This is a genomic window from Acrocarpospora catenulata (assembly GCF_018476525.1).
Lineage (GTDB): Bacteria > Actinomycetota > Actinomycetes > Streptosporangiales > Streptosporangiaceae > Acrocarpospora > Acrocarpospora catenulata.
The window spans coordinates 148266-172626 of record NZ_JAHCST010000006.1 but is presented as its reverse complement, the minus strand read 5'-3'; the positions used below and the strand labels follow the sequence as shown (position 1 = coordinate 172626).

General features: G+C 69.2%; 20 protein-coding genes. 13 read left to right on the top strand and 7 right to left on the bottom strand.

Features of this window, described 5'->3' with window-relative positions; translation table 11 throughout:
* Positions 1 to 236 precede the first annotated feature (236 nt).
* Positions 237 to 1277: a LacI family DNA-binding transcriptional regulator gene (locus KIP79_RS08605; protein WP_214104161.1), complete on the bottom strand. Its 1041-nt coding sequence runs from the start codon at positions 1275 to 1277 to the stop codon at positions 237 to 239.
* Between the two features lie 464 nt (positions 1278 to 1741).
* On the opposite strand from KIP79_RS08605, the gene KIP79_RS08600 reads away from it, so the two are divergent.
* The 4 genes from KIP79_RS08600 (at position 1742) to KIP79_RS08585 (ending at position 6988) form a co-directional block, all read left to right on the top strand.
* Entirely contained in the window at positions 1742 to 3709 is a 1968-nt protein-coding gene (locus tag KIP79_RS08600) for a glycogen debranching N-terminal domain-containing protein (protein WP_214104160.1), read from the top strand.
* Between the two features lie 76 nt (positions 3710 to 3785).
* The gene (locus tag KIP79_RS08595; RefSeq protein WP_214104159.1) at positions 3786 to 5054 is read left to right on the top strand and encodes an ABC transporter substrate-binding protein; all 1269 of its coding nucleotides are present in this window, start codon (positions 3786 to 3788) and stop codon (positions 5052 to 5054) included.
* Between the two features lie 84 nt (positions 5055 to 5138).
* Positions 5139 to 6122, top strand: coding sequence for a carbohydrate ABC transporter permease (locus tag KIP79_RS08590; RefSeq protein ID WP_250212920.1), 984 nt, complete (start codon positions 5139 to 5141; stop codon positions 6120 to 6122).
* On the top strand, positions 6119 to 6988 hold the full coding sequence (locus KIP79_RS08585) for a carbohydrate ABC transporter permease (RefSeq protein ID WP_214104157.1): 870 nt from the start codon (positions 6119 to 6121) through the stop codon (positions 6986 to 6988). The genes KIP79_RS08590 and KIP79_RS08585 overlap by 4 nt, the downstream gene beginning before the upstream one ends.
* A gap of 53 nt (positions 6989 to 7041) precedes the next feature.
* Here KIP79_RS08585 and KIP79_RS08580 read toward each other — a convergent pair whose 3' ends face one another.
* Positions 7042 to 8160: a saccharopine dehydrogenase NADP-binding domain-containing protein gene (locus KIP79_RS08580; RefSeq protein WP_214104156.1), complete on the bottom strand. Its 1119-nt coding sequence runs from the start codon at positions 8158 to 8160 to the stop codon at positions 7042 to 7044.
* Positions 8161 to 8284: 124 nt separating this feature from the next.
* Here KIP79_RS08580 and KIP79_RS08575 point away from each other — a divergent pair, with 124 nt between their 5' ends.
* The gene (locus tag KIP79_RS08575; protein WP_214104155.1) at positions 8285 to 8851 is read left to right on the top strand and encodes a TetR/AcrR family transcriptional regulator; all 567 of its coding nucleotides are present in this window, start codon (positions 8285 to 8287) and stop codon (positions 8849 to 8851) included.
* Between the two features lie 182 nt (positions 8852 to 9033).
* Here the strand turns inward: KIP79_RS08575 and KIP79_RS08570 are convergent, their stop codons facing one another.
* The 3 genes from KIP79_RS08570 to KIP79_RS08560 are packed head-to-tail and all read right to left on the bottom strand — an operon-like array spanning position 9034 to position 11558.
* On the bottom strand, positions 9034 to 9924 hold the full coding sequence (locus KIP79_RS08570; protein WP_214104154.1) for an LLM class flavin-dependent oxidoreductase: 891 nt from the start codon (positions 9922 to 9924) through the stop codon (positions 9034 to 9036).
* A gap of 4 nt (positions 9925 to 9928) precedes the next feature.
* Positions 9929 to 11101, bottom strand: coding sequence for a thiolase family protein (locus tag KIP79_RS08565; protein WP_214104153.1), 1173 nt, complete (start codon positions 11099 to 11101; stop codon positions 9929 to 9931).
* 4 nt (positions 11102 to 11105) lie between these two features.
* Positions 11106 to 11558, bottom strand: coding sequence for a Zn-ribbon domain-containing OB-fold protein (locus KIP79_RS08560; RefSeq protein WP_214104152.1), 453 nt, complete (start codon positions 11556 to 11558; stop codon positions 11106 to 11108).
* A 135-nt stretch (positions 11559 to 11693) separates the two neighbouring features.
* On the opposite strand from KIP79_RS08560, the gene KIP79_RS08555 reads away from it, so the two are divergent.
* Together KIP79_RS08555 and KIP79_RS08550 are read left to right on the top strand one after the other, a co-directional pair.
* Entirely contained in the window at positions 11694 to 14249 is a 2556-nt protein-coding gene (locus KIP79_RS08555; protein ID WP_214104151.1) for a CaiB/BaiF CoA transferase family protein, read from the top strand.
* Positions 14250 to 14302: 53 nt separating this feature from the next.
* On the top strand, positions 14303 to 15541 hold the full coding sequence (locus KIP79_RS08550) for an amidohydrolase family protein (protein WP_214104150.1): 1239 nt from the start codon (positions 14303 to 14305) through the stop codon (positions 15539 to 15541).
* 59 nt (positions 15542 to 15600) lie between these two features.
* On the opposite strand, the gene KIP79_RS08545 is transcribed toward KIP79_RS08550, so the two are convergent.
* Positions 15601 to 16098, bottom strand: a complete 498-nt coding sequence (locus KIP79_RS08545) for a DoxX family protein (RefSeq protein ID WP_214104149.1) — start codon at positions 16096 to 16098, stop codon at positions 15601 to 15603.
* A 104-nt stretch (positions 16099 to 16202) separates the two neighbouring features.
* Complete coding sequence (locus KIP79_RS08540; protein ID WP_214104148.1) at positions 16203 to 17276, bottom strand: MBL fold metallo-hydrolase; 1074 nt, start codon at positions 17274 to 17276, stop codon at positions 16203 to 16205.
* Positions 17277 to 17457: 181 nt separating this feature from the next.
* On the opposite strand from KIP79_RS08540, the gene KIP79_RS08535 reads away from it, so the two are divergent.
* From KIP79_RS08535 to KIP79_RS08510, 6 genes are read left to right on the top strand one after another with little or no spacing between them, the layout of a single operon-like run.
* Positions 17458 to 18603: an acyl-CoA dehydrogenase family protein gene (locus tag KIP79_RS08535; protein WP_214104147.1), complete on the top strand. Its 1146-nt coding sequence runs from the start codon at positions 17458 to 17460 to the stop codon at positions 18601 to 18603.
* Positions 18604 to 18634: 31 nt separating this feature from the next.
* Positions 18635 to 19057 (top strand): nuclear transport factor 2 family protein, encoded by a 423-nt coding sequence (locus KIP79_RS08530; RefSeq protein ID WP_256447163.1) that lies wholly within the window; start codon positions 18635 to 18637, stop codon positions 19055 to 19057.
* On the top strand, positions 19054 to 20859 hold the full coding sequence (locus KIP79_RS08525; RefSeq protein ID WP_214104145.1) for a class I adenylate-forming enzyme family protein: 1806 nt from the start codon (positions 19054 to 19056) through the stop codon (positions 20857 to 20859). The genes KIP79_RS08530 and KIP79_RS08525 overlap by 4 nt, the downstream gene beginning before the upstream one ends.
* Entirely contained in the window at positions 20787 to 21653 is an 867-nt protein-coding gene (locus KIP79_RS08520) for a branched-chain amino acid ABC transporter permease (RefSeq protein ID WP_214104144.1), read from the top strand. Before KIP79_RS08525 ends, KIP79_RS08520 begins: the two co-directional genes overlap by 73 nt.
* A complete protein-coding gene (locus KIP79_RS08515; protein ID WP_214104143.1) occupies positions 21653 to 23500 on the top strand; it encodes a branched-chain amino acid ABC transporter ATP-binding protein/permease in 1848 nt (615 codons plus the stop codon). The genes KIP79_RS08520 and KIP79_RS08515 overlap by 1 nt, the downstream gene beginning before the upstream one ends.
* Position 23501: 1 nt before the next feature.
* Positions 23502 to 24332, top strand: coding sequence for an ABC transporter ATP-binding protein (locus KIP79_RS08510; protein WP_214104142.1), 831 nt, complete (start codon positions 23502 to 23504; stop codon positions 24330 to 24332).
* Positions 24333 to 24361 lie beyond the last annotated feature (29 nt).

The window sequence follows — 24361 nt, the reverse complement described above, 5'->3', positions numbered from 1 at the left end:
GACGGCACTGTCAACCTGAGTGGGGTTTGCCTGGGCAGGCGTGGGATGGCTGAACTGGCTGTGCACAGTGGCTCCCACCAGCGCAAAAGCGGCCAGCGCCGCTAAAACCAGGCGGCTGCGGGATCGTTTGCTGGGATGCACGGGCGTTCCTCTCCAACGAATTTGCACGAGCAAATCGGGTGGGGGAGAGATTTCCAGAAGGTTGCCGGAACGTCAAGAGTCCAGGTAAGTCACAGCTAGCGGGGCGCGGGGGCGGCACTGGACGCCCGGATGACCAGCTGCGGCTGCAGTAGCTGGCCCCCTTCGTGCTCCCCGAGCAGCGCGGACATCAGCGCCCGGCCCACGGTTTCGATCGGCTGGCGGATGCTGCTGAGCTCCAGCGCTGCCGCGGTGGGGGTGTCGTCGAAGCCGGTGATCGCCACGTCGCGGCCGACGTCCAGGCCCCAGCGCTGGCAGGCGCGCATGACGCCGACGGCGAGGGTGTCGGTGGCTGCCACGAAAGCTGTCGGCGGCTGCGCCCTGCTGAGCAGCCCGAATGCCTGTTCGGCGGCGGCCGTGGCCGAGTCGTCGCAGCGGGCGTCCAGCCCGGCGCAGTCGGCCTGCAGACCGTGGCGTGCTACGGCGTCACGCCAGCCCCGCGCACGCCGGTCACCTATGGTGGTGCCGTCGGGCCAGCCGACAAACGCGATGCGCCGGTGCCCTCGGTGCACCAGATGGTCCACAGCCGACGCGATGCCTGCCAGGTTGTCCACATCGATCCATGTGTACGTTTCGCCGCCGAGATCCGTGCGCCCGAACGCCACGAACGGCACACCCAGGTCAAGCAGCGCGGCCGGGCGCAGGTCATCGGCGGCAATGTCGTAGAGCACGAACGCGTCAGCCGATCCGCTGCGGTGCAGGCGCTGCGTCACCTCGATCTCAGCTGCCGCATCAGGTGCGGTGTAGATCAGGAACTGGCGGTCTGCCTCATGGCCTGCCTCGGCCAGGGCGTGCAGGAACCGGTCATACATGGAGTTGAGGGCGCCCGGGGCGATGGGCTGGATACGGAACCCGATCGTGCGCGACGCACTGAACTTGAGCGCCTGAGCTGCCCGGTTGGGCCGGTACCCAAGCTGCTCGATGATCGCCTCGACTTTCGCGCGAGTTTCCGGCCGGACCCGGTGCGGGGCCTGGATCACGTTGGCGACCGTCTGGCGCGACACGCCCGCGACCTTGGCGACATCGGTGGCGGTGGGCGGAGCTGCGGCGTTCATCTCACGGCGCGCCTCGTCTGCCACTGCATCCTCCGTGTCCGTTCCCGTCGGCAAGGCCCCATTGTGCCGCTGGCCTGTCTCGCGGGGAAATGCTACCTTCCCCGCAGCAAAAATCTTGCACGTGCAAATTGCTTTGGAAGATCAGCTTCCCAACAACTCCGTCCAGCACTCTTGGCACGAGCAAACGAACGGCCAGCATAGCCCCCATCCGCCGGTCGAACGGAATGTGCCCATGCGGCCATGGGCTGGCGAGACGGCCTGAATCTGCGGGCTGCCCCAGGGGAATTCCGGCACGTGATGGGCAGGTCTTTGCATGGATCTGGAGCGCCAGGGCGACATGGCGGTGGAGCGTTCGTTTCCGTTCCGTTACCAGGGGCCGCCTCCTGGCCCCTGGTCCTATCGGTGTGACGAGTGCTACGGTCACGAAACGTAAGAATTTGCACGTGCAAATCACGATCGGAAGATCCCGCTGACGCTACGGGGGCATCGTGAGTTACCACCGCCAGCCTTCTCTGGACGACTTGGTGTCGGTGCTGTGGGCGCCGTCGGTGTGCCTGAGCGCGCCGGACGGCCAGGTCCGGCCTGGGGAGCTCGACGGCTTCTACCGCGGCGATGTCCGGCTGCTGTCGCGGCTGACCGCCGAAGTGGGGGGCGCGGCGGTCAAGCCAGTGGGCCGGCAGGTTTCGGCAGCTGAGGCGGTGTTCGCCGCCTATGTGCGCCCGGACGGTGACGACGCCTCCGATGTGTCGCTGCTGTGGTACCGCCGCCGCACGGCCGGCCCGGACGCCGTCAACGAGCAGCTGGAGTTCTCCAGCTTCGCCCCGGGAGCCACGCAGGTCACTGTCACCGTGCGGGCCGAGGCCGACCTCGCCGCGGTGCACGAGGTCCGCGGCGGAACCCATCCGCCCGTGCTCACGCCTTCACTGACCGCTGACGGCGCGGCCTGGGCCGGCGCCGGGCACATGGTCGACTTGACCTGCGATCCGCTGCCACATCAGGTGACCCTCGACGGCGCCACCGTGGTGCTGACGTTTCACCTGGAGGTCACCGCGCGGCAGCCCGCCGTGGTGACGCTGTGGGTGCTTGGCACCGAAACGCCCGGTGACGCAGCCGAGCGGGTCTTTCTTCCGCTGCCGGCCGGGCAGCCGCCGGTCTTGGCGCCCGGCTCGCAACCGGCCGACCCGCGGCGGCGCCGGCTGCTTGAGACCAGCCTTGCCGATGTGGAGCGCATGATCCTGGCCGATCCGGCCGATCCACGCGACCAGTTCGTGTCAGCGGGAAGCCCCTGGTATTTCACACTTTTCGGCCGCGACGCGCTGTGGTCGGCGTCGCTGCTGCTGCCCCACAGCCGCACCCTGGCGGCCGGAACGCTGCGCGCGTTGCAGCGCCGGCAAGGAAACCGGATCGTGCCGGGTTCGGAAGAAGAACCAGGCAAGATCCTGCACGAGGTACGCCGCGAAACCCTGCGCCTGGGCGAGATGGTGATCCCGCCGGTGTACTACGGCACCATCGACGCCACCGCGTTGTGGATCCGGCTGCTGCACGAGGCGTGGCGGGCGGGCATGCCCGAGGCCGAGGTCGCCGCGCTGCTGCCCGGACTGCAGGCGGCCCTGGACTGGATCACCACGTACGGGGATGCCGACGGCGACGGGTTCGTCGAATACCGTGCCTCCACCCGTGGCGGGCTGGCCAACCAGGGCTGGAAAGACACCCCCGGCGCGGTGCGGTGGGCCGACGGCCGCGAAGCGCAAGCACCCCTTGCCCTGTGCGAAGTTCAGGGCTACGCCTACGCGGCGGTGATGCACGGCGCCGACATGCTCGACGCTTTCGGCCAGCATGGCGTACCGCTACGGCGCCAGTGGGCAGCCGACCTGCAAGACCGGTTCCGTCACAGCTTCTGGCTCACCGACGAGTCCGGCACCTACCCGGCCATCGCTTTGGACCGCGACAAGAAACCGGTCGACGGCGCCGCGTCCAATATGGCTCATCTGCTGGGTACCGGGCTTCTTGCCCCGCATGAAGCGGCACAGGTGGCAGCCAGACTCGCCGCCCCCGACCTCAACTGCGGATATGGGCTGCGGACCTTGTCGTCGGCGAGCAAGGCGTTCAACCCGCTGAGCTACCACTGCGGCAGCGTCTGGCCGCACGACACCGCCATCGCTGTGCTTGGCCTGGCCGCCGAGGGATATCACGACATCGCCCACACCCTGGCCGAAGGCCTGGTCACCGCCGCTGAGCAGTTTGACTGGCGGCTTCCCGAACTTTACGCGGGCACCAGCGCGCATCACGGCGAACCCGTGCTGGCGTACCCGACGGCCTGCCGCCCTCAAGCCTGGGCGGCGGCCGGTGCGGTAGCCGTCATCGGTTACCTCGAAAGCTCTGGCACCACACGGGAAATCGCGGCGAGTAGCCCTGTTCCCGGCCAGCGCACCCTGCAGCACCTACGGCCCAACTAAACCTACCCGCCCAACCCAAGGAGATAGAGAAGTGAACTCGCACCGTAAACGGGACCACGGCTACGGGGCCCGGCGCGTGCTCCCCGCCGCCGCGGCCGTGCTCGCGTTAGCGTCAGCGTTAGCCGCCTGCTCCAACGCCAGCCCCGATCCTGCGGCGGGCGGCGATGACCGTGGCGCGATCACGTTCGCGACCGGCAAGGACACCTCAGGCAACCTGCAGAAGCAGGTCGACACCTGGAATGCCGCGCACCCGAACGAGAAGGTCACTATCGTCGAGCTGCCCGCCTCAGCTGACGACCAGCTCAAGCAGCTGCAGCAGAACGCCCAGGTGAAATCCGACGCCTATTCGGTGCTCGGCCTGGATGTGGTGTGGACGGCCCAGTTCGCCGCCAACCGGTGGATCGACGAGATTCCCGCCAGCACCGACACCTCTGGCCTGCTCACCTCGGCCATCGAGTCAGCCAAATACCGCGGCACCCTGTACGCCGTGCCTTGGCAGACCAACGGCGGGCTCCTGTTCTACCGCACCGACCTTTTGACCGCGGCCGGAATCACTACGGCCCCAGCAACTTGGGCCCAGATGCAGGACGCCTGCGCCAAGGTCAAAGCGCTGCCGCAGGGCAAGGATGTCAGCTGCTACGCCGGGCAGTTCGACAAATATGAAGGCCTGGTCGTCAACTTCGCCGAAGCCGTGCAGTCAGCTGGTGGGCGGGTCTTCGACGAGCAGGGCAACCCGACCGTCGACGCCCCGCAGGCGAAAGCCGCGCTGACCTGGCTGGTGTCGGCGTTCAACGACGGCACCATCCCGAAGGCCGCGATCACCTACAAGGAAGAAGACGGCCGCAAAGCGTTCCAGGACGGCACTTTGGTGTTCCTGCGCCAGTGGCCGTACGTGTGGGATCTGGCCAACAAGACCGACGGATCGTCGAAGGTCGCCGGGAAGTTCGCCGTCGCCGCGCTGCCCGGCCTGAACGGGCCTGGCTCGTCGACCCTGGGCGGGCTCAACCTTGCCGTGTCCAGCTTCGGTAAGAACAAGGCCACCGCACGTGACTTCATCACCTATCTGACCGGTGAGGAAGCACAGCGCGCCAACCTGCTGGCCACCTCCACCGCACCCACCCGCACCAGCCTGTACGCCGATGCCGCTTTGCAGAAGCAGTTCCCGTACCTGCCGTACTTGCAGAAGTCGCTGGAGTCGGCGGTGGCACGGCCCAAGGCGGTGCACTACGGCGATGTGTCCGCCGCGATCCAGAACGCGATCGCGCCGGTGATCGCCGGCGACACCGACGCGGCCACCGCGCTGACCGCGTTGCAGGCCAACCTCAAGCAGCTCACCGCTCAGTAAGCAGCCGTCCCGGCCGGGCACCACAACTGGTGCCCGGCCACCAAGCCGGATTGACCGCCCAGCGAGGAAAGACCTGTGACATCGATGCCCACACTCGCCGACGCTGATGCCGGCACGCATACTGGCCGCCCACCTCGGCGCACCCGGCGCAGTCTGTCCGAGATTAGCCAGAACCGGCTCGCGGCATTGCTGCTCTCGCCCACCTTCCTCGCCCTGGCACTCGTCATCGGATACCCACTGATATCGGCGATCCGGCAATCTCTTTACAGCCAAGGGCAAGAGTTCGACGCCGACGGGTTCGTCGTGTCCGACGAGCACTTCGTGGGCCTTTCCAACTACGCCGACGTCCTGTCCGGCGACCGTGGCGCGGCGTTCTGGAACGCCTTCGCCAACACCACCTTCTTCACCATCACCACGGTGGCCATCGAAGTCGCCATCGGCCTGGCAATGGCCCTGGTCATGCACCACGCGCTGCGGGGCCGCGCCATCGTGCGGGCCGGCATCCTCATCCCCTGGGCAGTGCCCACCGCGATGTCCGGCCTGCTCTGGCAATGGATCTTCTCGTCCAACGGGATCGCCAACCAGCTTCTGGGCCAGCAGATCCTGTGGACCGCCGACGGCTGGCCCGCCAAACTCGCCATCATCATCGCTGACACCTGGAAAACCGCCCCATTCATCGGCCTGCTCACCCTCGCCGGGCTGCAGCTCATCCCGCAGGAGCTCTACGAGGCCGCCCGCGTCGACGGCGCCACCGCCTTACAGCAGTTCCGCCGCATCACCTTGCCGCTGGTCAAACCGGTCCTGCTGGTCGCGGTGCTGTTCCGGGTCATGGACGTGCTGCGCATGTTCGACCTGCCCTACATCCTGATCGGCAGCCAGAAACAGTCCGTGCAAACCATTTCCATCCTGGCCTTCAACGAAGCCGGCAACCTGCACTACGGGCAAGCCGCCGCCTACTCGACACTCCTGTTTCTCTACGTCGTTGCGGTGGCCTACGCGTTCGTCCGGCTACTAGGCACCGACCTGATCGCAGAAACACGCACCATCCGGAAGGACGCCCGCGCATGACCGCCAGCACCCTGCCCGCCACAGGCCGGCCGCGCGGCACCCGGTCAAGGGTGCGCGCCGCCGCCCAGTACCTTGGGATCGCCGTTATCGTCGTGTACTGCCTGGCCCCGTTCTTCTGGATGGTCGTATCCGCGTTCCGCCGGCCCACCGACCAATTCCAGACCACACCGCTGCCGGATCCGTGGTCGATTGCCAACCTGCAAGCCGTATTCGAGCCCTCAGTAGGCTTTCAGCGCGCGCTGCTCAACAGCATCCTGGTCGCCGGCACCACCACCGCAGTAACCCTCCTCATTGGAACCGCCACCGCTTACGCTCTCGCGCGGCTCGACTTCCCCTTCAAACGCACCGCGGCCGCCATCGTCATCGCGACCTCCATGTTCCCCGGCATCTCCATGGTCGTACCCCTGCTGAAACTGTTCACCGACATCGGCTGGATCAACACCTACCAGGCAATGATCGCGCCCAGCATGTCGTTCGCCCTGCCCCTGGCCGTCTGGAACCTCACCGCCTACCTCCGCCAGCTGCCACCCGAACTAGAACAAGCCGCAATGATCGACGGCTGCACCCGCATGCAGGCCTTCCGCCGCATCATCTTGCCCCTGGCCGCACCTGGCGTGTTCACCACCGCGATCATCACCTTCATCGCCGCCTGGAACGAATTCATCATCGCCCTGTCCATGGTGAACAAAAAAGACATGCAAACCGCCACCGTCGCCATCTCCCGGTTCACCGGCGCCCACGGCTTCGACACCCCCTACGGCACTCAAATGGCCGCCGCCGTCGTCGTCACCATCCCGCTCGTCATAGCAGTCCTCATCTTCCAGCGCCGCATCGTGTCCGGCCTCACCGCAGGCGGCGTCAAATAACCACACCCGAACGCACTCTGATCGTCTTGACGAACGCCAGGCATCGGCGCGCCTCAGTCCAGTACGAAGGTGCCGCCCGCGGCCGTCGCCAGGTCCGCCCCGAGGGCGGCTGCCGGTGTCCAGGCCCCGGGCCTGCCGACGCCCCGGGCCAGCAGTTCGGTGACGGTGGCGGTGACCTCGGCCGTGAAGTCCATGCCATCGTCGGCGCGGAGCCATCCCTCGCGCCGGGTGCCGTCCCTCCACTCGACGACGGCGTGCCCCCAGGAGTGCTTGCGCGGACGGGGCGCGGCCTTCACCGGGACCCGGCCGAGCCGGTCGACGGCGAGGCGTCGCAGCGCCGGAACCGACAGCAGGCGGCCGAACAGCGGGAGCAGGGCGCGTATCAGCGGAGCGGCCGGCACGAGAGCGGAAGTGGCGGTGACGAACGGTGCTCCGCTCACCGCGTGCGCCGCGACGAGCTCGCCGGAGGAGACACCTGCCGACTTCGCTGACTCCCCGTCCGGGAAGGTGAGTTGCTGCGGATCCGCGCCGAGGCGCGATGTCATCAGCCGCCCGTTCTCGTACCGCCGTCCGCCGGTGGTGAGCACGTCCACGAGGCTGGCCGCCAGGGCGGCACCGAGCGCGCCCGCCTCGACGGCCACCGAGGCCACGGCGTCGACGCGCACCCGGTGCGGCGTGGGCCGGCCTTCGCACAGCTTCGCCACCACCGCCTCCGTCGCCAGCACGCCGAATCCGGCGCCGGTGACCAGGGTGCTGCCCGCCCGCACCGCTTCGTCGTGCAGGGCGAGCAGCCGGTCGACGGCGACCACGTCGTTGGCCTGGTCGACGTAGTGGCCGCCGCCGGGCAGGCAGGCACGGGCGATCACCGGTGCCGTGGCGGCGAAGGCGCCCATCGTGTTCACCACCACCCGCGGGCGTTTCCGGACGATCTCGTCCGCGATCCGCTCAGCCGAGTCGGCGACGACCACCTTCGCGTCCCCGGGCAGACCGGCTGCGGCCCCGGCGGCGAGCATCCGCTCCCGGCTGCGGCCCACCGGCATGACCTTCAGTCCCCGCGCGGCCAGTCGCGCGGTCACGCCTCGGCCGATACGGCCGGTGGCCCCGACTATCCATACCTCGTCGTTCGTCCTGCTCTCGCCGGTCGTCCCGCCGGTCTCGCTGGTCTCGGTCATGCGAACGTCACCCTGCCTACTCCGGGCCGCACCGGGAGCGGGCGCCCCCAGTGATGACACAGTGTGTCGTGATTGCAGGCTAGCACTGATGGCACAGCGGGACATCACCTGTTACCGTCGGCGTATGGCGAGGTGGGATCCGGGTGCCGAGGAGCGCCTGAAGCGGGCGGCTCTGGAGCTGTTCCTGGAGCGCGGCTACGACAACGTGACGGTGACCCATATCGCCGAGCGGGCCGGCCTCACCCGGCGCTCCTACTTCCGCTACTTTCCGGACAAGCGCGAGGTCCTGTTCGGCGGCTCGGAGCGCCTGCCCCCGGCGCTGGCGGAAGCGGTCCTGACGGCAGACCCGGACGCGGCTCCGCTCGCTGCCGCCCTCGACGCGCTGGCGCGAGTCGGTGCCCAGCTCGTCGAGCAGGTGGACGGCGCGGCGGAGCGCCGGGCGGTGATCGACGCCAGCCCGGAGCTGCAGGAACGTGAACGGACCAAGACCGCAGCGATCATCGAGGCGATCCGCGATGCTCTGATGCGGCGTCAGGTGAACGCCGGCACGGCCGAACTGGTCGCGCAGCTGGCCGCGGTGGCCTTTCAGAACGCCTTCCGGAACTGGATCGAGGCCAAGGGACATGCGAGTTTCGGCAGCTGCCTGGACGCGGTGACCGACGAACTGCGGTCCGCCCTCGCCGGGACGTGACAAGGACGTCCGCCCAGCGCCGCAACTGATCGTTTCAGGGCGCCACCGACACCTCCACCTTGCAGGATGGCTCTCCGACTGCGGCACTTGCACTCGCGTGCGCCCTGCACGCCAGGACCGGCAGGTGTCAGAAGGAGTCCTGGCTGGCGGCGTTGGCGACGCCGCCGGCCGGCATGTTGGCCCTATCGCAGCTTCGGCAGGATTTCCTGTCCGACCAGATCGCACCGTTCGAGCCACTGGCCGGGCGGGCAGACCAGGGTGATGTGCGCGCCTGAGCACCCCCAGTCCCGTATTTGCGCCAGGCGGGCCGCGCAATCGTCGGCGTCGCCGGCGATGACGAGTTCCCGGAAGGTCTCGGGGTTCTGCCGGTACATGTGGCCCACCCACTCCGCCGCGTCTGCGCGGGCGCGGTCGCCGTTGTCGTCCACGTGCAGGAAGACGTAGGGCATGATCGGCACCCGCTGCTCGATCATGCCGATTTGCTCCCTGAGGCGGTGCGGGCGCAGCAGGTACGGCATGTACACGTCACCGGCGCGGATCGCCCGGCGCACGGCGGCCGGGGAGCGCCCGGCCACCCAGATCCGGGGCGGCGACGGCGGCTCGGGCTGCAGGCGGCCCTTCACCTGCCAGAACCGGCCGTCGTGGTCGACCTGCCGGCCGGTCCACATGGCGCGCATCACGTCGATCGCCTCGTCCGTGCGCGCGCCGCGGGTGCGCACGTCCACGCCGCAGGCGGTGAACTCCGCGGGATACTCCCCGCCGACGCCGATGCCGAGCTCGAACCGGCCGTCGGCGAGGATCGCCAGTGACGCCGCCATCTTCGCGAGCAGGGCGGCCGGGTAGAGGGGCACCAGCGTGATCGCGCTCAGCAGGCGGATCCGCGAGGTCACCCCGGCGAGGAAGGCCAGGTTGATCAGCGCGCTGGAGGTCGGGTTGTGGAACATGACGTGCTCGCCGTTGCCGAACCACGCGAAGCCGAGGTCCTCGGCCCGGGTCGCGGCCTCGGCGAGTTGGCTCCCGTCGCGTGCTCCGCCCGACGGGCCGCCGATTCCCAGTTCGAAGGCCGGTGCCACGTCCTCACCCTTCGTCGGCACGGAGAACCGCCGCCGCCGAGTTGAAGAAGAAGCCGCCAGAGGTCACCAGCGCGGTGGTCGCGCCCGGCACCTGGCGGCCCTCCGACGCCTCCCCCCTGAGCTGGAGCACCGCCTCCCGGAAGTGCCCGGAGCCCTGGGTGCCGCCGTCGGCCAGGCTGCCACCGTGGGGGTTGACGAGCACCCTCCCGTCGATCTCGATGCGCTCGCGCTCGGTGTTCCAGTGGTGCTTCATGAAGTCGTACGCCTCACCGGGCCCGCAGTATCCGATGACCTCGAACCAGCGGGTCTCGATGATGGAGAACCCGTCGTACGGCAGGAACACGTCGATGTCACGCAGGGTGGCGTCGCTGCGTGACCACATGGCGGCCGCCGCGATCTGCTGGCCGGTGTGGTCGAGGTCGACGAGTTGCTCCTCGTTGTTCACCCGTGCCTGGCCCATCGAGGCGGCGTGGATGGTCACCGGCCGCCGGGGGAGGTCGCGAGCGCGTTCCGTGCTCGTCACCACGAAGGCGTCGGCACCGTCGACCGGCAGGTCCATGTCGAGCATGGTCAGCGGTTCGCGCAACATCCGGGCGGCGAGGTAGTCGTCCATGGTGAGTGGTTCGCGCATCGCCGCGTGCTCGTTGAGCAAGGCGTTCGAGCGGCCGTTGACGGCGACCATGCCGAAGGTCGTACGGTCCAGACCGTAGTCGTGGAGGTAGCGGCCGGCCCAGGTCGCGTAGCCGACGGCGTTGACAGCGGCGTCGGGGTTCGCGTTCGGCACGTTGGTGCCCAGGCCGAACCGCCGCCGGAACGGGTCCGCGGCGGCCGACCGGGAGACCCCCGGCGCGCGGTAGGTGACGTGGTAGACCAGTACGGTCGTGGCCGCACCGGACCACACCGCGTACATCGCCTCGAAGAGCTGGTGGTAGACCGGGATGCGCTGGTTGCACCACCACGTGATCTCGGGGACGCCGAGCGCGGCCTGGAGCGTGTTCGAGTGCACGAGCTGGGATCCGGACAGGCCGTCGACGTCGCAGGGACCGAGCCCGGCGTCCCGCAACGCTCCGACGCACGCCTCGGTGACCATCGCCAGCGCCGTCATGCCCCGCGAGCGGGTGTACGGCGCGGAGAACACCCCGGCGATCGCGATCTGATCGCTGATCGGCTGAGCCATGGGTTCAGACCTCCTCTGAGCTTGGAACGAAGGCGGGGGTGGGGCCGTCCGCGCGGTCGATCCACACGAGTTCGACCCGCTCGTCGAGGCGGGCGTCGCGCCCGTCCGGCGTGACGAACTGGCCGGAGAGGCGGAGGCCTGGTTGTTCTCGCAGCTCGACGACGGCGATCGGGTGCCCTGCCGCGTAGTCGATCCCGAAGCCGGCCGGGCCGGTGTGTACCCGGCTGAAGAGGACCACCCTGCCCGCGCCGCTGACCGGTGCCGCCGCCACGTCGCCGGAGAGGCAGTCGGGGCAGAAGGACCGTGGTGGCTCGTGGTAGCGGTCGCAGGCACGGCATCGCTTGACGAGGAGCCGGCGCTCCAGACGGCCCAGGTAGATGTCGAGGTTGTCGTGGGTGATCGGCGCGTTGGGGAAAACGTCGAAGACCTCGTCGATCGAGCGGGGGTGATCTGGCACGTCCCGATGTCCTTCCTGGACTTGACCGGCTCCGGTGGGGTTGCATTAACTCGCCCGAAGTATACTATTCAGTCAGTGAACTATGGGCAAGGTTGTCTGGCGGCTGTTGGCACTGGGCGGATCCCTGGGGAGTGCATGTCGAAGTCATCGAATGAGAAGGCCGGGTTTCTCGCCGGGATCCGTGTGGTCGAACTGGCCGACGAACTCGGGGAGTACTGCGGCCGGGTGCTGGCGGGCCTCGGCGCCGACGTCGTCAAGGTGGAGCCTGTCGGCGGCGAGACCACCCGGTCGATCGGCCCGTTCTACCAGGACGTGGAAGGCCCCGACCGCAGCCTTCATTTCTGGCACTACAACCTGGGCAAACGCTCCGTCGTACTGGATCTGGACACCGACGCCGGACAGGCCGCCCTGGCCGGGCTGCTCGCCTCGAGCGACGTGCTCCTGGAGACACGGCCCCGCGGCTACCTCGCGGGCATCGGGTTCGACGCGCGGCGCCTGGCGGAGCTGAACCCTGGTCTGGTGCACGCACGGATCACCGCGTTCGGCGACGACGGGCCGTGGGCCCACTTCTCCGGCAGCGACCTGATCCACCTGGCGCTGGGCGGGGTGATGATGAACTGCGGGTACGACCCCGAGCCCGACGGCCACTACGACCTGCCCCCGGTGGCCCCGCAGATGTGGCAGGCCTACCACATCACCGGCGAGATGATGGCGACCTCCGTCATGGCGGCGTTGTGGCACCGCGACCGCACGGGGGAGGGCCAGCGGGTGGAGACCTCGGTGCACGAGTCGGTCAGCAAGAACACCGAGACCGACCTGCCCAACTGGATCTTCCAGCGGCAGACGCACCGGCGCCAGACCTGCCGGCACTCCCTCCCCACGCCCGGCGCCCCCGTACTGGCGGCCACCAAGGACGGCCGCTGGACGCTGCCGTACAACACCTACCTGCCCGGTCGCTCGACCACCTGGCGGGAGACCGTCGCCATGCTGGAACGCCACGGCATGGCCGATGATCTGGCCGAGGAGAAGTACGAGGACGGTGCCTACCGCAACTCGCCGCCCGTCCGCAAACACCTCGCGGCCGTCTTCGCCGCCTTCGTCGGAAGGTTCCTGAACGATCGGGAGATCTGGCGCGAGGGGCAGCGGGCCGGTCTGCCGTGGGCGCCCATCCGGCGGCCCGAGGAGAACCTCGCCGACGACCACTGGGCGCAGCGCGGCACGTTCGTCGAGGTCGACCATCCCGAGCACGGGCGCAGCTTCACCTACGTCGGAGCGAAGTGGGTCTGCGACGAGGTTCCGTGGAGCACCGGCACGCGTCCGCCGCTCCTGGGGGAGCACACCCAGGAGGTCCTCGGCTCGGAGCTCCAGCCCCGGTCCTGGCCGGAGAACCGCACCGAGACCGGTGACCGGCCGTTCGCGCTGCGGGGCGTCCGGGTGCTCGACCTCGCCTGGTTGCTGGCCAGTGCCGGGGCCGGGCGGTTCTTCACCGCCCTGGGCGCCGAGGTGATCAAGGTCGAGCACTCGTCCCGCTACGACGGCATGCGCTTCGGCACCGCCTTCCCCCCGCTCGGCGGACGCGCGGAACGGGACGCGGCCACCGGTCCCATCCCCAACCCCCAGATTCCGGGCCCCAACCGCTCAGGCTCCTTCATGGAGATCAACTCCGGCAAACTCGGCCTGAGCCTCAACCTGAAGACGCCGCGCGGGATGGAGATCCTCAAACAGCTCATCGCCCGCGCGGACGTGGTGATCGAGGGGTTCTCGCCCGGCACCATGGAGCGGATGGGCCTCGGCTACGCCGAACTTCGCAAGATCAACCCGTCGATCGTCTACGTGCAGCAGTCCGGCATGGGACAGCGGGGCTCCTACAGCACCATGCGCAGTTACGGCCCCACCGCGCAGGCGTTCTCCGGTCTCAGCGACATGTCCGGCCTGCCCGAGCCGTTCGCGCCCGCCGGAATCGGCTACTCCTACCTTGACTGGTTCGGCGCGTACAACATGAGCACCGCCATGATGGCCGCCCTCTACCGCAGGCAGCGCACCGGGGAAGGCTGTTACATCGACGCCTCCCAGGTCGAGACCGGGCTCTACCTGACCGGCACCGCGATCCTGGACCACAGTGCCAACGGCCGCCGCTGGTCCCGGTACGGCAACCGCTCGCCGTACAAACCGGCCGCGCCGCACGGCGCCTACCGGGCGGCCGGTGACGACCGGTGGATCGCGATCGGGTGCTTCACCCAGACCCAGTGGGAGTCGCTCGCCAAGGTGATCAGCGTCCAAGCGCTGCTGGAGGACGCGCGGTTCGCGGACCTGCCCGCCCGCCTGAAGCACCAGGACCTGCTCGACCGGCTGGTCGGCGAGGCCACCGCCGGATGGGACGCGTACGAGCTCATGGCGACCCTCCAGCAGAACGGCGTCCCGGCCGGCGTCTGCCAGACCGCCCAGGACCGGTACGAGACCGACCCCCAGCTCCGGCACCTGAACTGGCTGGTCGAGCTGGACCAGACGGAACTCGGCCGGTGGCCGGTCAAGGAGCTGCCTGTGCACTTCGAGAAGACCCCCGCCCACATCGGCGGTCTGATCAACCGTTCCGGCCCGAACTACGGAGAGGACACCGACCACGTGCTCGGCACCCTGCTGGGGCTGGACACCGCCGAGATCGCCGCGCTGCGCGCGGACGGCGTGACCTGAGCCAGGCCACCCGAACGACCACACCACCATTCCGCTGCGAACGAGAGAGAACCATGACCGAAGTGCTGAACTACAGCGGCCGGACCCCTGAGTCGATCAAGGGCATCAAGGTGATCGACGCTGACACGCACCTGACGGAGCCCGCCGACCTGTGGACCCGCCTGGCACCGGAGAAGTACAAGGACCAGGTGCCCCGGGTGGTGTCCTCGGCCGGACGGGAGATCTACAACCCCCACAAGGGCCGGATGGAGTCGGCCGACATGTGGATCTGGGTCGTCGGCGACAACGTGATGGGCCGCGCCGGAGGCGGGTCGGTCATCAACCACCAGAACGTGAAACACAAGGGGCCCGGCTTCACCCACTGGCCGCTCACCGAGGTCTCCCCGGCGGCCTCCTTCCTGGAGCCCCGGCTCGACCTGATGGACGAGGTCGGCATCTGGGGCCAGATCATCTACCCCAACGTGGTCGGTTTCGGCGGCCAGGCGTTCAAGGCGATCGAGGACCGCCAGCTCCGCCTGCTCTGCGCCCAGATCTGGAACGACACGATGATCGAGCTCTACGAGAACTCCAACGGCCGCCTGCACGGCATGGCGATGATCCCTTGGTGGGACATCGAGGCCGCGGTCAAGGAGACCCAGCGGGTGCACGCCCAGGGCCTCAAGGGTGTCAACATCACCTCCGACCCGCAGCACCAGGATCTCCCCGACCTGAGCGACCTGCACTGGGAGCCGCTGTGGGAGGTGTGCGAGTCGCTCGGCATGCCGATCAACTTCCACGTGGGAGCCAGCGACACCGGTGTCCAGTGGTACGGCGACTCGCCGTGGCCCAGCTTCGAGGAATCGAAGCGCCTGGCCATCGGCTCGGCGATGCTCTACCTCGGCAACGCCCGGGTGGTCGCCAACCTGATCTTCTCCGGCATCCTGGAGCGGCACCCGAACCTCAAGTTCGTCTCGGTCGAGAGCGGCATCGGGTGGATGCCCTTCCTGCTGGAGGCGCTCGACTACCAGGCCGACGAGGCCAACGTGCGGCTGTCGATGAAGCCCTCGGAGTACTTCCACCGGCAGATCTACTCCTGCTTCTGGTTCGAGAACCAGACGCTGCTGCGCGACATCGACTTCGTCGGCTGGGACAAGGTCATGTTCGAGACCGACTTCCCGCACCCCACGTGCCTCTACCCCGAGCCGCTCAAGCAGATCGGGGCGACCCTGGAGAAGGTGGACTTCGCCAAGCGTGAGGCCGTGCTCAGCGGCAACGCCGCGAGGCTCTACAACATCGACACCTCCCGGGGCTGATCTCTTCGAGGAAAGGGATGGCGGGCCATGCACGCATGGCCCGCCATCCCTGGGGCAGGTCAGGGTCTGGTCTCCGTCGGCCGGTACGAGGTCGCCAGGAGACCCGCCGCGGCCACCGTTCCGCCGATCGCGGCGATGGCGGCCCACCGCCAGCCGTACAGGTCGAGTCCGAGCAGGTGGTCGAGCGACCAGCGGCCGGGACCCAGCGCGGCGACACCGACCGACGCCATGGCGATGAGGATCGTGTACTCGCCGCCGCCCTTGAAGACGAAGTAGCCCTTGCCGCGGTGGTCGGTGAGGGTGGCGACGACCATCAGGGCCACGTACGCCGTGGCGTCAAGCCCGGTCAGCAGGCCAAGCGTCAGGAACACGCCGGCACCGATCTCCACGGTCGCCGCCATCCGGGCGTGCAGCCACGCCGGGCGCAGGCCGAGCGCCTCGAACCAGCCCTGTGTGCCGGTCAATCCCCCCGATCCGAAGAGTTTGTTCCAGCCGTGCGCGACGAGCATCGGCCCGAGCGCCAGTCGCAGGATGAACGCCGCGAGGTCGGTTTCCACCTGACTCCTCCACCGTGGTTCAGCCAAGTTGGCGAGACGGCTCACCGTGAACATCAACCTGGAGACGACAAATAAACTGAGTGATTAGTAATTAAGCTGGCCCGTCAGCAGGCGTAGCGGCGGACATCGGCCCGTTCCTCACAGGAGAGGACGCCGCGGGAGACCAGTACGTCGAGGTGGGCGAGGGTCTCCGAGACGGCGAGCATCTGGTTGAGCGGATCGAGTTCCCGGAAACGTCGGCCCCGGCTCGTCCAGGCCAGCGCCCTGGCGACGTCGTAGCCCGTGGTGCCGGTGGGACGCACTTCGGCCCGGCACAGCGCCAGCCTGTTCTCGTGATGCTCCAGCAGTTCGGCGGCGCGCCGGTGAACGCTCGGTCCCGGCGCGCCGTGGGCTGGGAGCATCGCCATGTCGGGCAGTTCGCGGACCCGTTCGAGGGAGTCGAGGAAGTCCTGCAGGGGCAGCTGGGCCTGGGCGGCCTCGAAACCGATCGACGGCGTGATGTGGGGGAGCACGTGGTCGCCGGTGAAGAGCAGGTCGCGGTGACGGTCGGCGAAGACGATGTGCCCCCGCGTGTGGCCCGGCGTGTGGATCGCTTCGAGGTGGCGCTGCGCGTCGACCGGGATGCGCTCGCCTCCGGTCAGCCACTGATCCGGCAGCTCCCAGGCGCGCGGCTCCATGGCGCGGCCGAATCCGGCCGCCAGCAGGTCCTCGGCCAACTCGCCGGCGTCGGCCCGGCGCAGCAGGGCCAGCATCGACCTGCCGCCCGGGCCCGGGGCCATCGCCTGCTCCAGCGATTCACGCTCCAGGGCGCCGAGGGCCACCCTGCTCCCGAATTCGCGCCGGATCGCCACGGCCTGCGTGTAGTGGTCGCGGTGGGCGTGGGTGACGACGAAGCGCGAGATGTCGCGCAGGCTGTGGCCGAGCGACCGCACCGCCTTCTCCAGCGCGTCCCGTGCCGCCTGTAGCGCCCAGCCGCCGTCGACCAGCAGCAGCCCGTCAGACGCTTCGAGTGCGTAGACGTTGACGGCCCGCAGGCCGTCCTGCGGCAGTGGGAGAGGGATGCGGTGGACGCCGTCGCTGACCTCATGGGCGCCGGGCGCCGTCCAGTCGTCACAGGCGGCTGTGGCCACGTGGGCCACGCCGTCGCTCGGCTGCTCGACCTGCGGGGAGTGTGCCATCCTCCACCCTTCATGCATAATGACGCTAGTATACTAATCATACAGTAACTTAATCAATCGCCCGGCCGTGCGGCCCGCCCGCAGGTCCGCTCAGTTCGCGTTAACGGACCCTTGCCGACCCGTCCTCAGCTAAGTAGTCTGACCGATCAGTGCACTAAGATGTGCGGACAGGGAGTGCCCGATGAGTGTGAACGTGGAGATCGTCGAGGCGGTACGGCGATACGCCCGTACGGAGGTCGCTCCGGTCGCGACACGCTTGGAACGGGAGGGCGCCCATCCGTGGGTCTTCGGCCCGGCACTCGCGGAGATGGGCCTCTTCGGTGCGGGGATCGACGAGAAATACGGCGGTCTGAGCCTCAACGAGTCGACCCGGGTCCGGATCGTGGAGGAGCTGGCGTACGCGTGGGCGTCCCTGGCCGGCACCGTCACCACGATCTGGGTCGCCGGAGGCCTGATCCAGACGTTCGGGACCGAGGAGCAGAAGGAGCACTGGCTGCCGAAGCTGGCAGCGGGCGAGGTGATCGCGTCCATCTCACTGTCCGAGCCGCAGGCCGGCAGTGACACCAGCGCGCTGCTGTGCCGGGCCGAACTCGACGGCGACGATTACGTCATCGATGGAGCGAAGACCTGGGTCACCAACGGATCCAGGGCGAACCTGATCGTGCTGGCCGCCCGCACCGGTGACCGCCTCTCCGCCTTTCTCGTCGAACGGGATCCGGCCGCGCCCGGCCCGACGCTGTCGGTCTCACAGCCCTTCGACAAGCTCGGGCACCGCGCGTCGGACACGGTGGAGATGACCTACAGCGGTCACCGGATCCCGGCCGCCGGCCTGCTCGGCGGGCCGGACATGCTCGGCCGGGGCCAGCACGCGTTCCTCAACCGCATCGACGTCGGCCGGATGCACGTCGGGGCGATCGCCCTCGGGCTGGCCAGGGCCGCCCTCGACCAGTCGATCTCCTACGCCGCCCAGCGGGAGGCGTTCGGCAAGCCGATCGACCAGCACCAGGCGATCGCGTTCAAGCTGGCCGACATGGCGGTGCGCGTCCGGTCGGCCGAGCTGATGCTGGACCACGCCGCCGCGCGGTACGACGCGGGCGAGGACATCCAGCTCGCCTGCTCGATGGCCAAACTCGTCTGTTCGGAGGCCGGCCTGTTCGTCACCGAGGAGGCGCTGCGCATCCACGGCGGCATCGGCTACGTCAGCGACCTGCCGATCGAGCGGTACTTCCGCGACGTGCGCCTGGAGGCCATCGGCGAGGGGACCAACGAAATCCAGCACGTCGTCATCTCGCGCTGGCTGAAGAAGCACGCGGGTCTGCCGCGCTGACCACCACCGAACGGACCGACAGGCAGGAACAATGACCGAACCGCCGAGTGGCACCGAAATCGTCCAGGCGTTTATGAAACATGTCAACGTCGGCGACCTCGACGGCGCGCTCGCCTACGTGCACGCCGACGTCCACGTATCCGAACCGCCGTCCATGCCCTATGGCGGGGAGTACCGGGGCCACGAACAGTTCGCCGACCTGATGCGGAAGATCGGTCAGACCTGGGCGTCGTGGCGGGAGACACCCAACCGCTTCGCGGAGTCGGGAAGCCTGGTCTTCCGGGAGTGCACCGTCCGGGGCCGGCTGCGCGGCAACGGAGTGGTCGTCGAGATGCCGTTCGTCGAGATGTTCGAGATCGAGCAGGGATCCATCGTCGCGATGCGACCGCACTACTGGGACCCGGGCCTGCTGCGTCAGGAGCCCGGAGCAGCCGGAACGGAGGCCACCACATGAGCCCTGACCTCGCGGGCGAGCAGACGCCCTTCGCCCTCGCCGACCTCGCCCGGCGCCGCCGGCGGCTTGAGGAGAGCATCGGCGCGTGGGCGCCGATGTCCATCGACCAGCGGCTGGACGCCAGTGCCGCGCGGTGGCCGGACCGGGCTTACCTGATCTTCGACGACGACTCCCACACCTATGCCGACACCGCCCGCCGATCGCGGGAGATCGCCGCCACGCTCGCGGCGGCGGGGGTCGGGCCCGGGGCACACGTCGGCCTCCTCATGGGGAACTGCTTTGACTTCTACGCCGCCACCTTCGCCATCTCCCGGCTGGGCGGCTGGGTCGTCCCGCTCAACTACCTGCTGGCGCCGGTCGAGCTGGCGTTCGTCCTCCGGCAGTCCCAGTGTTCCGTCGTCGTCGTCGATCCCGACGTACCGGTGCGCGATGGCGTGGAGCTGTTCACCGAGACGCTGGCCGCCGGCGGCGAGGAGGGCTTCCCGCACCTGCGGCAGGTCTTCGTCGTGCCGGCCGACTTCAAGGTGACGCCGTCCTTCGCCCACGCCCCCTTCACCCCCGGCGCGGCGTCCTACGACGGCGACTCTCTCGCCGACCCGCACGATACCTCCCACCTCTTCTACACCTCCGGCTCGACGGCCCTGCCCAAGGGCGTGACCGAGACGCATGACGCCATGCTCCGCGAGGCCTACGGAACCGCGCTGTGCCGGGCCTACGACGACGGCTGGCGGGTCATGACCGCGCTGCCGACCTTCCACATCTTCGGCCTCATGCAGTGCGTGTTCGCCTCGATGTTCGTGGGCGGCGCGGCGGTGGTGGAGAAGACGTTCGACGCCGAGCACCAGCTCGCCCAGGTCGAACGCCACCGGGTGCGGGACATCGTGTCGGTGCCGGCGATGAGCCAGCGGCTGGTCGCGGCCGCCGAAGGCAAGGACTATGACCTGTCCTCGCTGACGGCTCTGTTCACCGCGGGGAACGCGGTGCCCGCCGCGAGCTGGATGGACATCCGGCGGGTGCTCGGGGCGACCGAGCTCGGCACCGGCTACGGCATGACCGAGGCGCCGGGCATCACCTTCATCGCCCGGCCGGAGGATCCGCTGGAGGTGCTGACCGACACCGTCGGCCGGGCGAAGGTCTCCGGCGCGGCGGGCCTGGCCGAGTCCGGCGGGCGCCAGCATCGCTGTCTGATCGTCGACCTGGACACCGGCGAGCCGGTCCCCGACGGCCAGGACGGCGAGATCCTCATCTCCGGCCCGACCGTCACCCGCGGCTACTGGGACAACGACCTGGAGAACGTCAAGTCCTTCCGCGACGGCTACCTGCGTACCGGGGATGTGGGTCACCTGCGTGCGGACGGGTGCCTGGTGCTGACCGGCCGGGTGAAGGAGATGTACAAGAGCGGCGGCGAGAACGTCACGCCGAAAGAGGTGGAGGCCGCGCTCTACACCCACCCCGCGGTCGGGCAGGCGGTCGTCGTCGGCGTGCCCGACCCGAAGTGGGGGGAGACGGGCTGCGCCTGGATCGTCCCGGTCGCCGGCGTGGCGGTGACGCCGGAGGAACTGGTCGAGCACTGCCGGACGCGGCTCGCCCGCTACAAGGTGCCCCGCCACGTGTTCATCATCTCGGCCGCGGAGCTGCCGCTGACCGGCATGGGCAAGCTCAAGCGCCAGGACCTCGTGGCCATGGCGGCCGAACGGGGCCGCGACGCCAGGTCAAGGAAGGACTCACCATGCAGACCGCCCTCCTCGGTGGGCTCGTCATCGGATCGATCTACGTCATCGTCGCCCTCGGCTACAACCTGACGCTCGTCGGCGCCGGAGCGTTCAACTTCGCGCAGGGCGCGATCGTGATGCTCGGGACCATGCTCGCCTACCAGTTCGGCGTCACCGGCGACCTGCCGCCGGCGGTCGTCATCCTGCTCGGCGCCGGGTTCGGCCTCCTGGTCGGCCTCCTGGTCAACCTGCTGGCGATCAGGACCGTCCAGGGCCGGGGTTCCCACGGTGAACTCGTCACCACGGTCGGCGCCTCGATCGTCATCGAAGGCGTTGCCATCCTCATCTGGGGCGACCAGCCGTTCCAGGTGAAGGACCTGGTCTCGCCGACGGTCGTCGACCTGGTCGGCGGCCGCGTCACGGTCGACGGCCTGGCCCTGATCGCCGTGGCCCTGCTGGCCTTCCTCGGACTGTGGGGGTGGTCGCGGTTCACCCTCTCCGGCCTGTCCTGCCTCGCGATGTCCGAGGACCGCGTCGCCGCCGCGCTGCGGGGGATCAACGTCCGCCGCATGTCGCTGGCGACCACGGCGGCGGCCGGCGCGATCGGCGCCGCTGTCGGGCCGGCGGTCGGCCCCACCACCTACGCCGTCGTCACGCTCGGCACCGCCATCACCCTCAAGTCCTTCCTCGCGCTGGCGATCGGCGGGTTCGGGTCGTTCCCCGGCGCCCTCGTCGGCGGCTTCTCGGTGGGCATCGTCGAGTCGGTCTCGGCCCTCTACCTCGGCGCCAGTTTCTCCGCCGTGGCCCTGTTCGCGGTTCTCCTGTTGGTGCTGCTCCTGAGACCGACCGGACTGTTCGGCAGCCGACAGCAAAGGGTGGTGTGATGAAGATCCGCGGAGTGGACGTGACACTGACCCGCTACATGTGGGTCGCCCCCCTGGTCGTCGGCCTGTTCGTGATGGCCGCGCCCTACTGGGGAGCCGGTCACGGCTTCATGCGCCAGGTGTTGCTGATCTCGATCCTGGCCCTGGTGGTCAGCGGGCTCAACCTCGCCTGGGGGTACGGCGGTGAGCTGGCGATCGGCCAGGTCGCGATGTACGCCGCGGGGGCGTACCTGACCGGTTGGCTGTCCATCCAGGGCTACGACATGGCGGTCTCGCTGGTGGCCTCCCTGGTCTTCGTCGCGATCCTGGGCCTGATAACCGCCCTGCCCGGCCTCCGGATCACCGGCTGGGGCCTGGCCATGTGCTCCTTCTTCCTGGTCGCGCTGATCCCGGAGACCACCGACCTGCTGGACGCCTACACCGGCGGCACCTCGGGCATGCTGGGCATCAACGCCCCGGTGCTGTTCGGACAGCCGCTCGGCACCGACGGGTTCTACGTGCTGACCGTGGGCTGCCTGATTCTGTGGCTCACGCTGATGCGCAACCTGGTCCTCGGCCGGCACGGCTCGGCGCTGCGCGTGATACGGGAGAGCCCGGTCCTGGCCAAGTCGCTCGGCTACAGCGTCACCCGGCTCAAGGCCACGGCCTACGTCGTGGGCGCGTTGCCGGCCGGCGTGGCGGGCTGGCTCTACGCCTATCTCGATCGGTTCGTGACCCCCGACTACTTCAACTTCATGTTCGCGATCACCATTCTCGCCGCCGCCGTGCTCGGCGGCGCCGAGACGGTCTACGGCGCCGTCGTCGGCGTGGCGATCCTCCAGCTCGGTCCCAACCAGATGGAGGCGTTCCAGGAGTACACCTTCGTGGTGTACGGAGCCTTCCTGATCGCCGGTGGCGTCCTGCTCACCAGTGACCGGTACCGCCGGCTGGTGCGTTCGGTCAAGCGGCGCCTCGGCCTGATCCGGTCGACCGTCATCGCCAAGTCCGTCGCGGACGTCGGCGACGTGCCGCCGGTTCCCGGCAAGCGGGTGCTGGTCCAGGACATCGTCATGTCGTTCGGCGGGGTCCGGGCGCTCGACGGCGTCACTATCGAGGCGGCCCCCGGCCAGATCACCGGGCTGATCGGCGCGAACGGGTCAGGCAAGACGACGATGCTCAACATCATCTCCGGTTACTACGGCGCCGACTCCGGCCGGGTCGTCCTCGGCGCCGACGTGCTCCCGCCGCGCCGTCCGGAGACGGCGGCGCTCATGGGCGTGGCGCGCACCTTCCAGACCCCGGTCGTGCCCCGGTCGATGACCGTCGCCGAGGTCGTGTCGTCGGCCCGGTACCGGCGCCACTACACCGGCGTCCTGCCCGCGATGCTGCGGCTGCCGAACTACCGCAGGTCAGCCGTCGAGGACAGCGAGGCCGCCACCCGGTGGCTGAGCGCGGTCGGGCTGCTGCCCGTGGCCGACGCCGACGCGAGCGGCGTGCCGCTGGGCACCCGCCGCCTCGTCGAGGTCGCCCGCGCGTTGTGCACCGACGCCTCCGTCCTGCTGCTGGACGAACCGGCCTCGGGACTGGGCGCCGCGGAGGTGGAGGAGCTGAGCGACCTGCTGCGCGCCCTGCGCGACGCCGGCGCGACGATCATCTTGGTGGAGCACAACTTCGAGATGGTCTGCAACGTCGCCGACCGCATCCACGTGCTCGAACGCGGCCGGCTGATCGCCAACGGCACGCCCGACGAGATCCGCGACGACGAGGCGGTGGCGCGCAGCTACCTGGGGTCGGTGGACCCGACCGAGGTGGTCCAGGCCCTGGCGGCTCCGCGCGCCTCCGCCGCGAGTGAGGACGAGACCGACTGACATGACCGAGCTGTACCTGAGCGTCGAGAACCTCGTGTCCGGCTACGGCGACCTCACCGTCCTGCGTGACGTCGCCCTGTCCGCCGCACCAGGCAAGATCACCGTAGTCCTTGGCGCCAACGGCGCGGGGAAGACGACCCTGCTGTCCACCATCACCGGCGTCGTCAAGGCCCAGGCCGGCACGGTCGAGCTCCTCGGCCGGGACGTGACGCGGACCCCCACCCACCTGCGGGGGCGGCAGGGCCTCGCGCTCGTCCAGGAGGGCAAACGGGTCTTCCGGCAGCGGACCGTCGAGGAGAACCTGGCACTGGGCGGCCGGCACCTGGGCCGCCGCGACCGGGCCGCCGCCATGGAGGTGGCCTACCGCCGGTTCCCCGTACTCAAGGACAAGTCACGGCAGAAGGCCGCGCTGCTGTCCGGCGGCCAGCAGCAGATGCTGGCGATAGCCCAGGCGCTCATGCCGGAGCCGAAGGTCCTCATGCTCGACGAGCCGTCGGCCGGTCTCGCCCCGGTCATCGTCAAGGAACTGCTGGCCACGGTCCGGATGCTGCGCGACGAAGGCAAGGCGGTCGTGCTCGTCGAACAACTCGTCGGCGAGGCGCTCTCCGTGGCCGACCAGGTGCTCGTCCTCGGCCGGGGACGCGTCGTCATCGACGAACCGGCCAGCGCTGTCACCGAGGAGGACGTACGGGCCATCTATCTCGGCCTCGGGGCAATGACGACCTCATCGCGCGAAGCGCCGGGAGCCGCCGTCCCGGGTGCATGTCAGGACGTCTCGCGGGAAAGCAGGCAGTCGTCTTCGGGGCGGCGTCGGGGATCGGCCGGGCGATAGCCCGCCGGTTCGCGCAGGAGGGGGCGAGC

What these genes read in the sequence shown, in the direction of transcription:
- KIP79_RS08590 (WP_250212920.1), top strand. Translation starts at nt 5,139, where the DNA reads ATGCCCACACTCGCCGACGCTGATGCCGGCACGCATACTGGCCGCCCA.
- KIP79_RS08585 (WP_214104157.1), top strand. Translation starts at nt 6,119, where the DNA reads ATGACCGCCAGCACCCTGCCCGCCACAGGCCGGCCGCGCGGCACCCGG.
- KIP79_RS08580 (WP_214104156.1), bottom strand. Translation starts at nt 8,160, where the DNA reads ATGACCGAGACCAGCGAGACCGGCGGGACGACCGGCGAGAGCAGGACG.
- KIP79_RS08575 (WP_214104155.1), top strand. Translation starts at nt 8,285, where the DNA reads ATGGCGAGGTGGGATCCGGGTGCCGAGGAGCGCCTGAAGCGGGCGGCT.
- KIP79_RS08565 (WP_214104153.1), bottom strand. Translation starts at nt 11,101, where the DNA reads ATGGCTCAGCCGATCAGCGATCAGATCGCGATCGCCGGGGTGTTCTCC.
- KIP79_RS08555 (WP_214104151.1), top strand. Translation starts at nt 11,694, where the DNA reads ATGTCGAAGTCATCGAATGAGAAGGCCGGGTTTCTCGCCGGGATCCGT.
- KIP79_RS08550 (WP_214104150.1), top strand. Translation starts at nt 14,303, where the DNA reads ATGACCGAAGTGCTGAACTACAGCGGCCGGACCCCTGAGTCGATCAAG.
- KIP79_RS08540 (WP_214104148.1), bottom strand. Translation starts at nt 17,276, where the DNA reads ATGGCACACTCCCCGCAGGTCGAGCAGCCGAGCGACGGCGTGGCCCAC.
- KIP79_RS08535 (WP_214104147.1), top strand. Translation starts at nt 17,458, where the DNA reads ATGAGTGTGAACGTGGAGATCGTCGAGGCGGTACGGCGATACGCCCGT.
- KIP79_RS08530 (WP_256447163.1), top strand. Translation starts at nt 18,635, where the DNA reads ATGACCGAACCGCCGAGTGGCACCGAAATCGTCCAGGCGTTTATGAAA.
- KIP79_RS08525 (WP_214104145.1), top strand. Translation starts at nt 19,054, where the DNA reads ATGAGCCCTGACCTCGCGGGCGAGCAGACGCCCTTCGCCCTCGCCGAC.
- KIP79_RS08520 (WP_214104144.1), top strand. Translation starts at nt 20,787, where the DNA reads ATGCAGACCGCCCTCCTCGGTGGGCTCGTCATCGGATCGATCTACGTC.
- KIP79_RS08515 (WP_214104143.1), top strand. Translation starts at nt 21,653, where the DNA reads ATGAAGATCCGCGGAGTGGACGTGACACTGACCCGCTACATGTGGGTC.
- KIP79_RS08510 (WP_214104142.1), top strand. Translation starts at nt 23,502, where the DNA reads ATGACCGAGCTGTACCTGAGCGTCGAGAACCTCGTGTCCGGCTACGGC.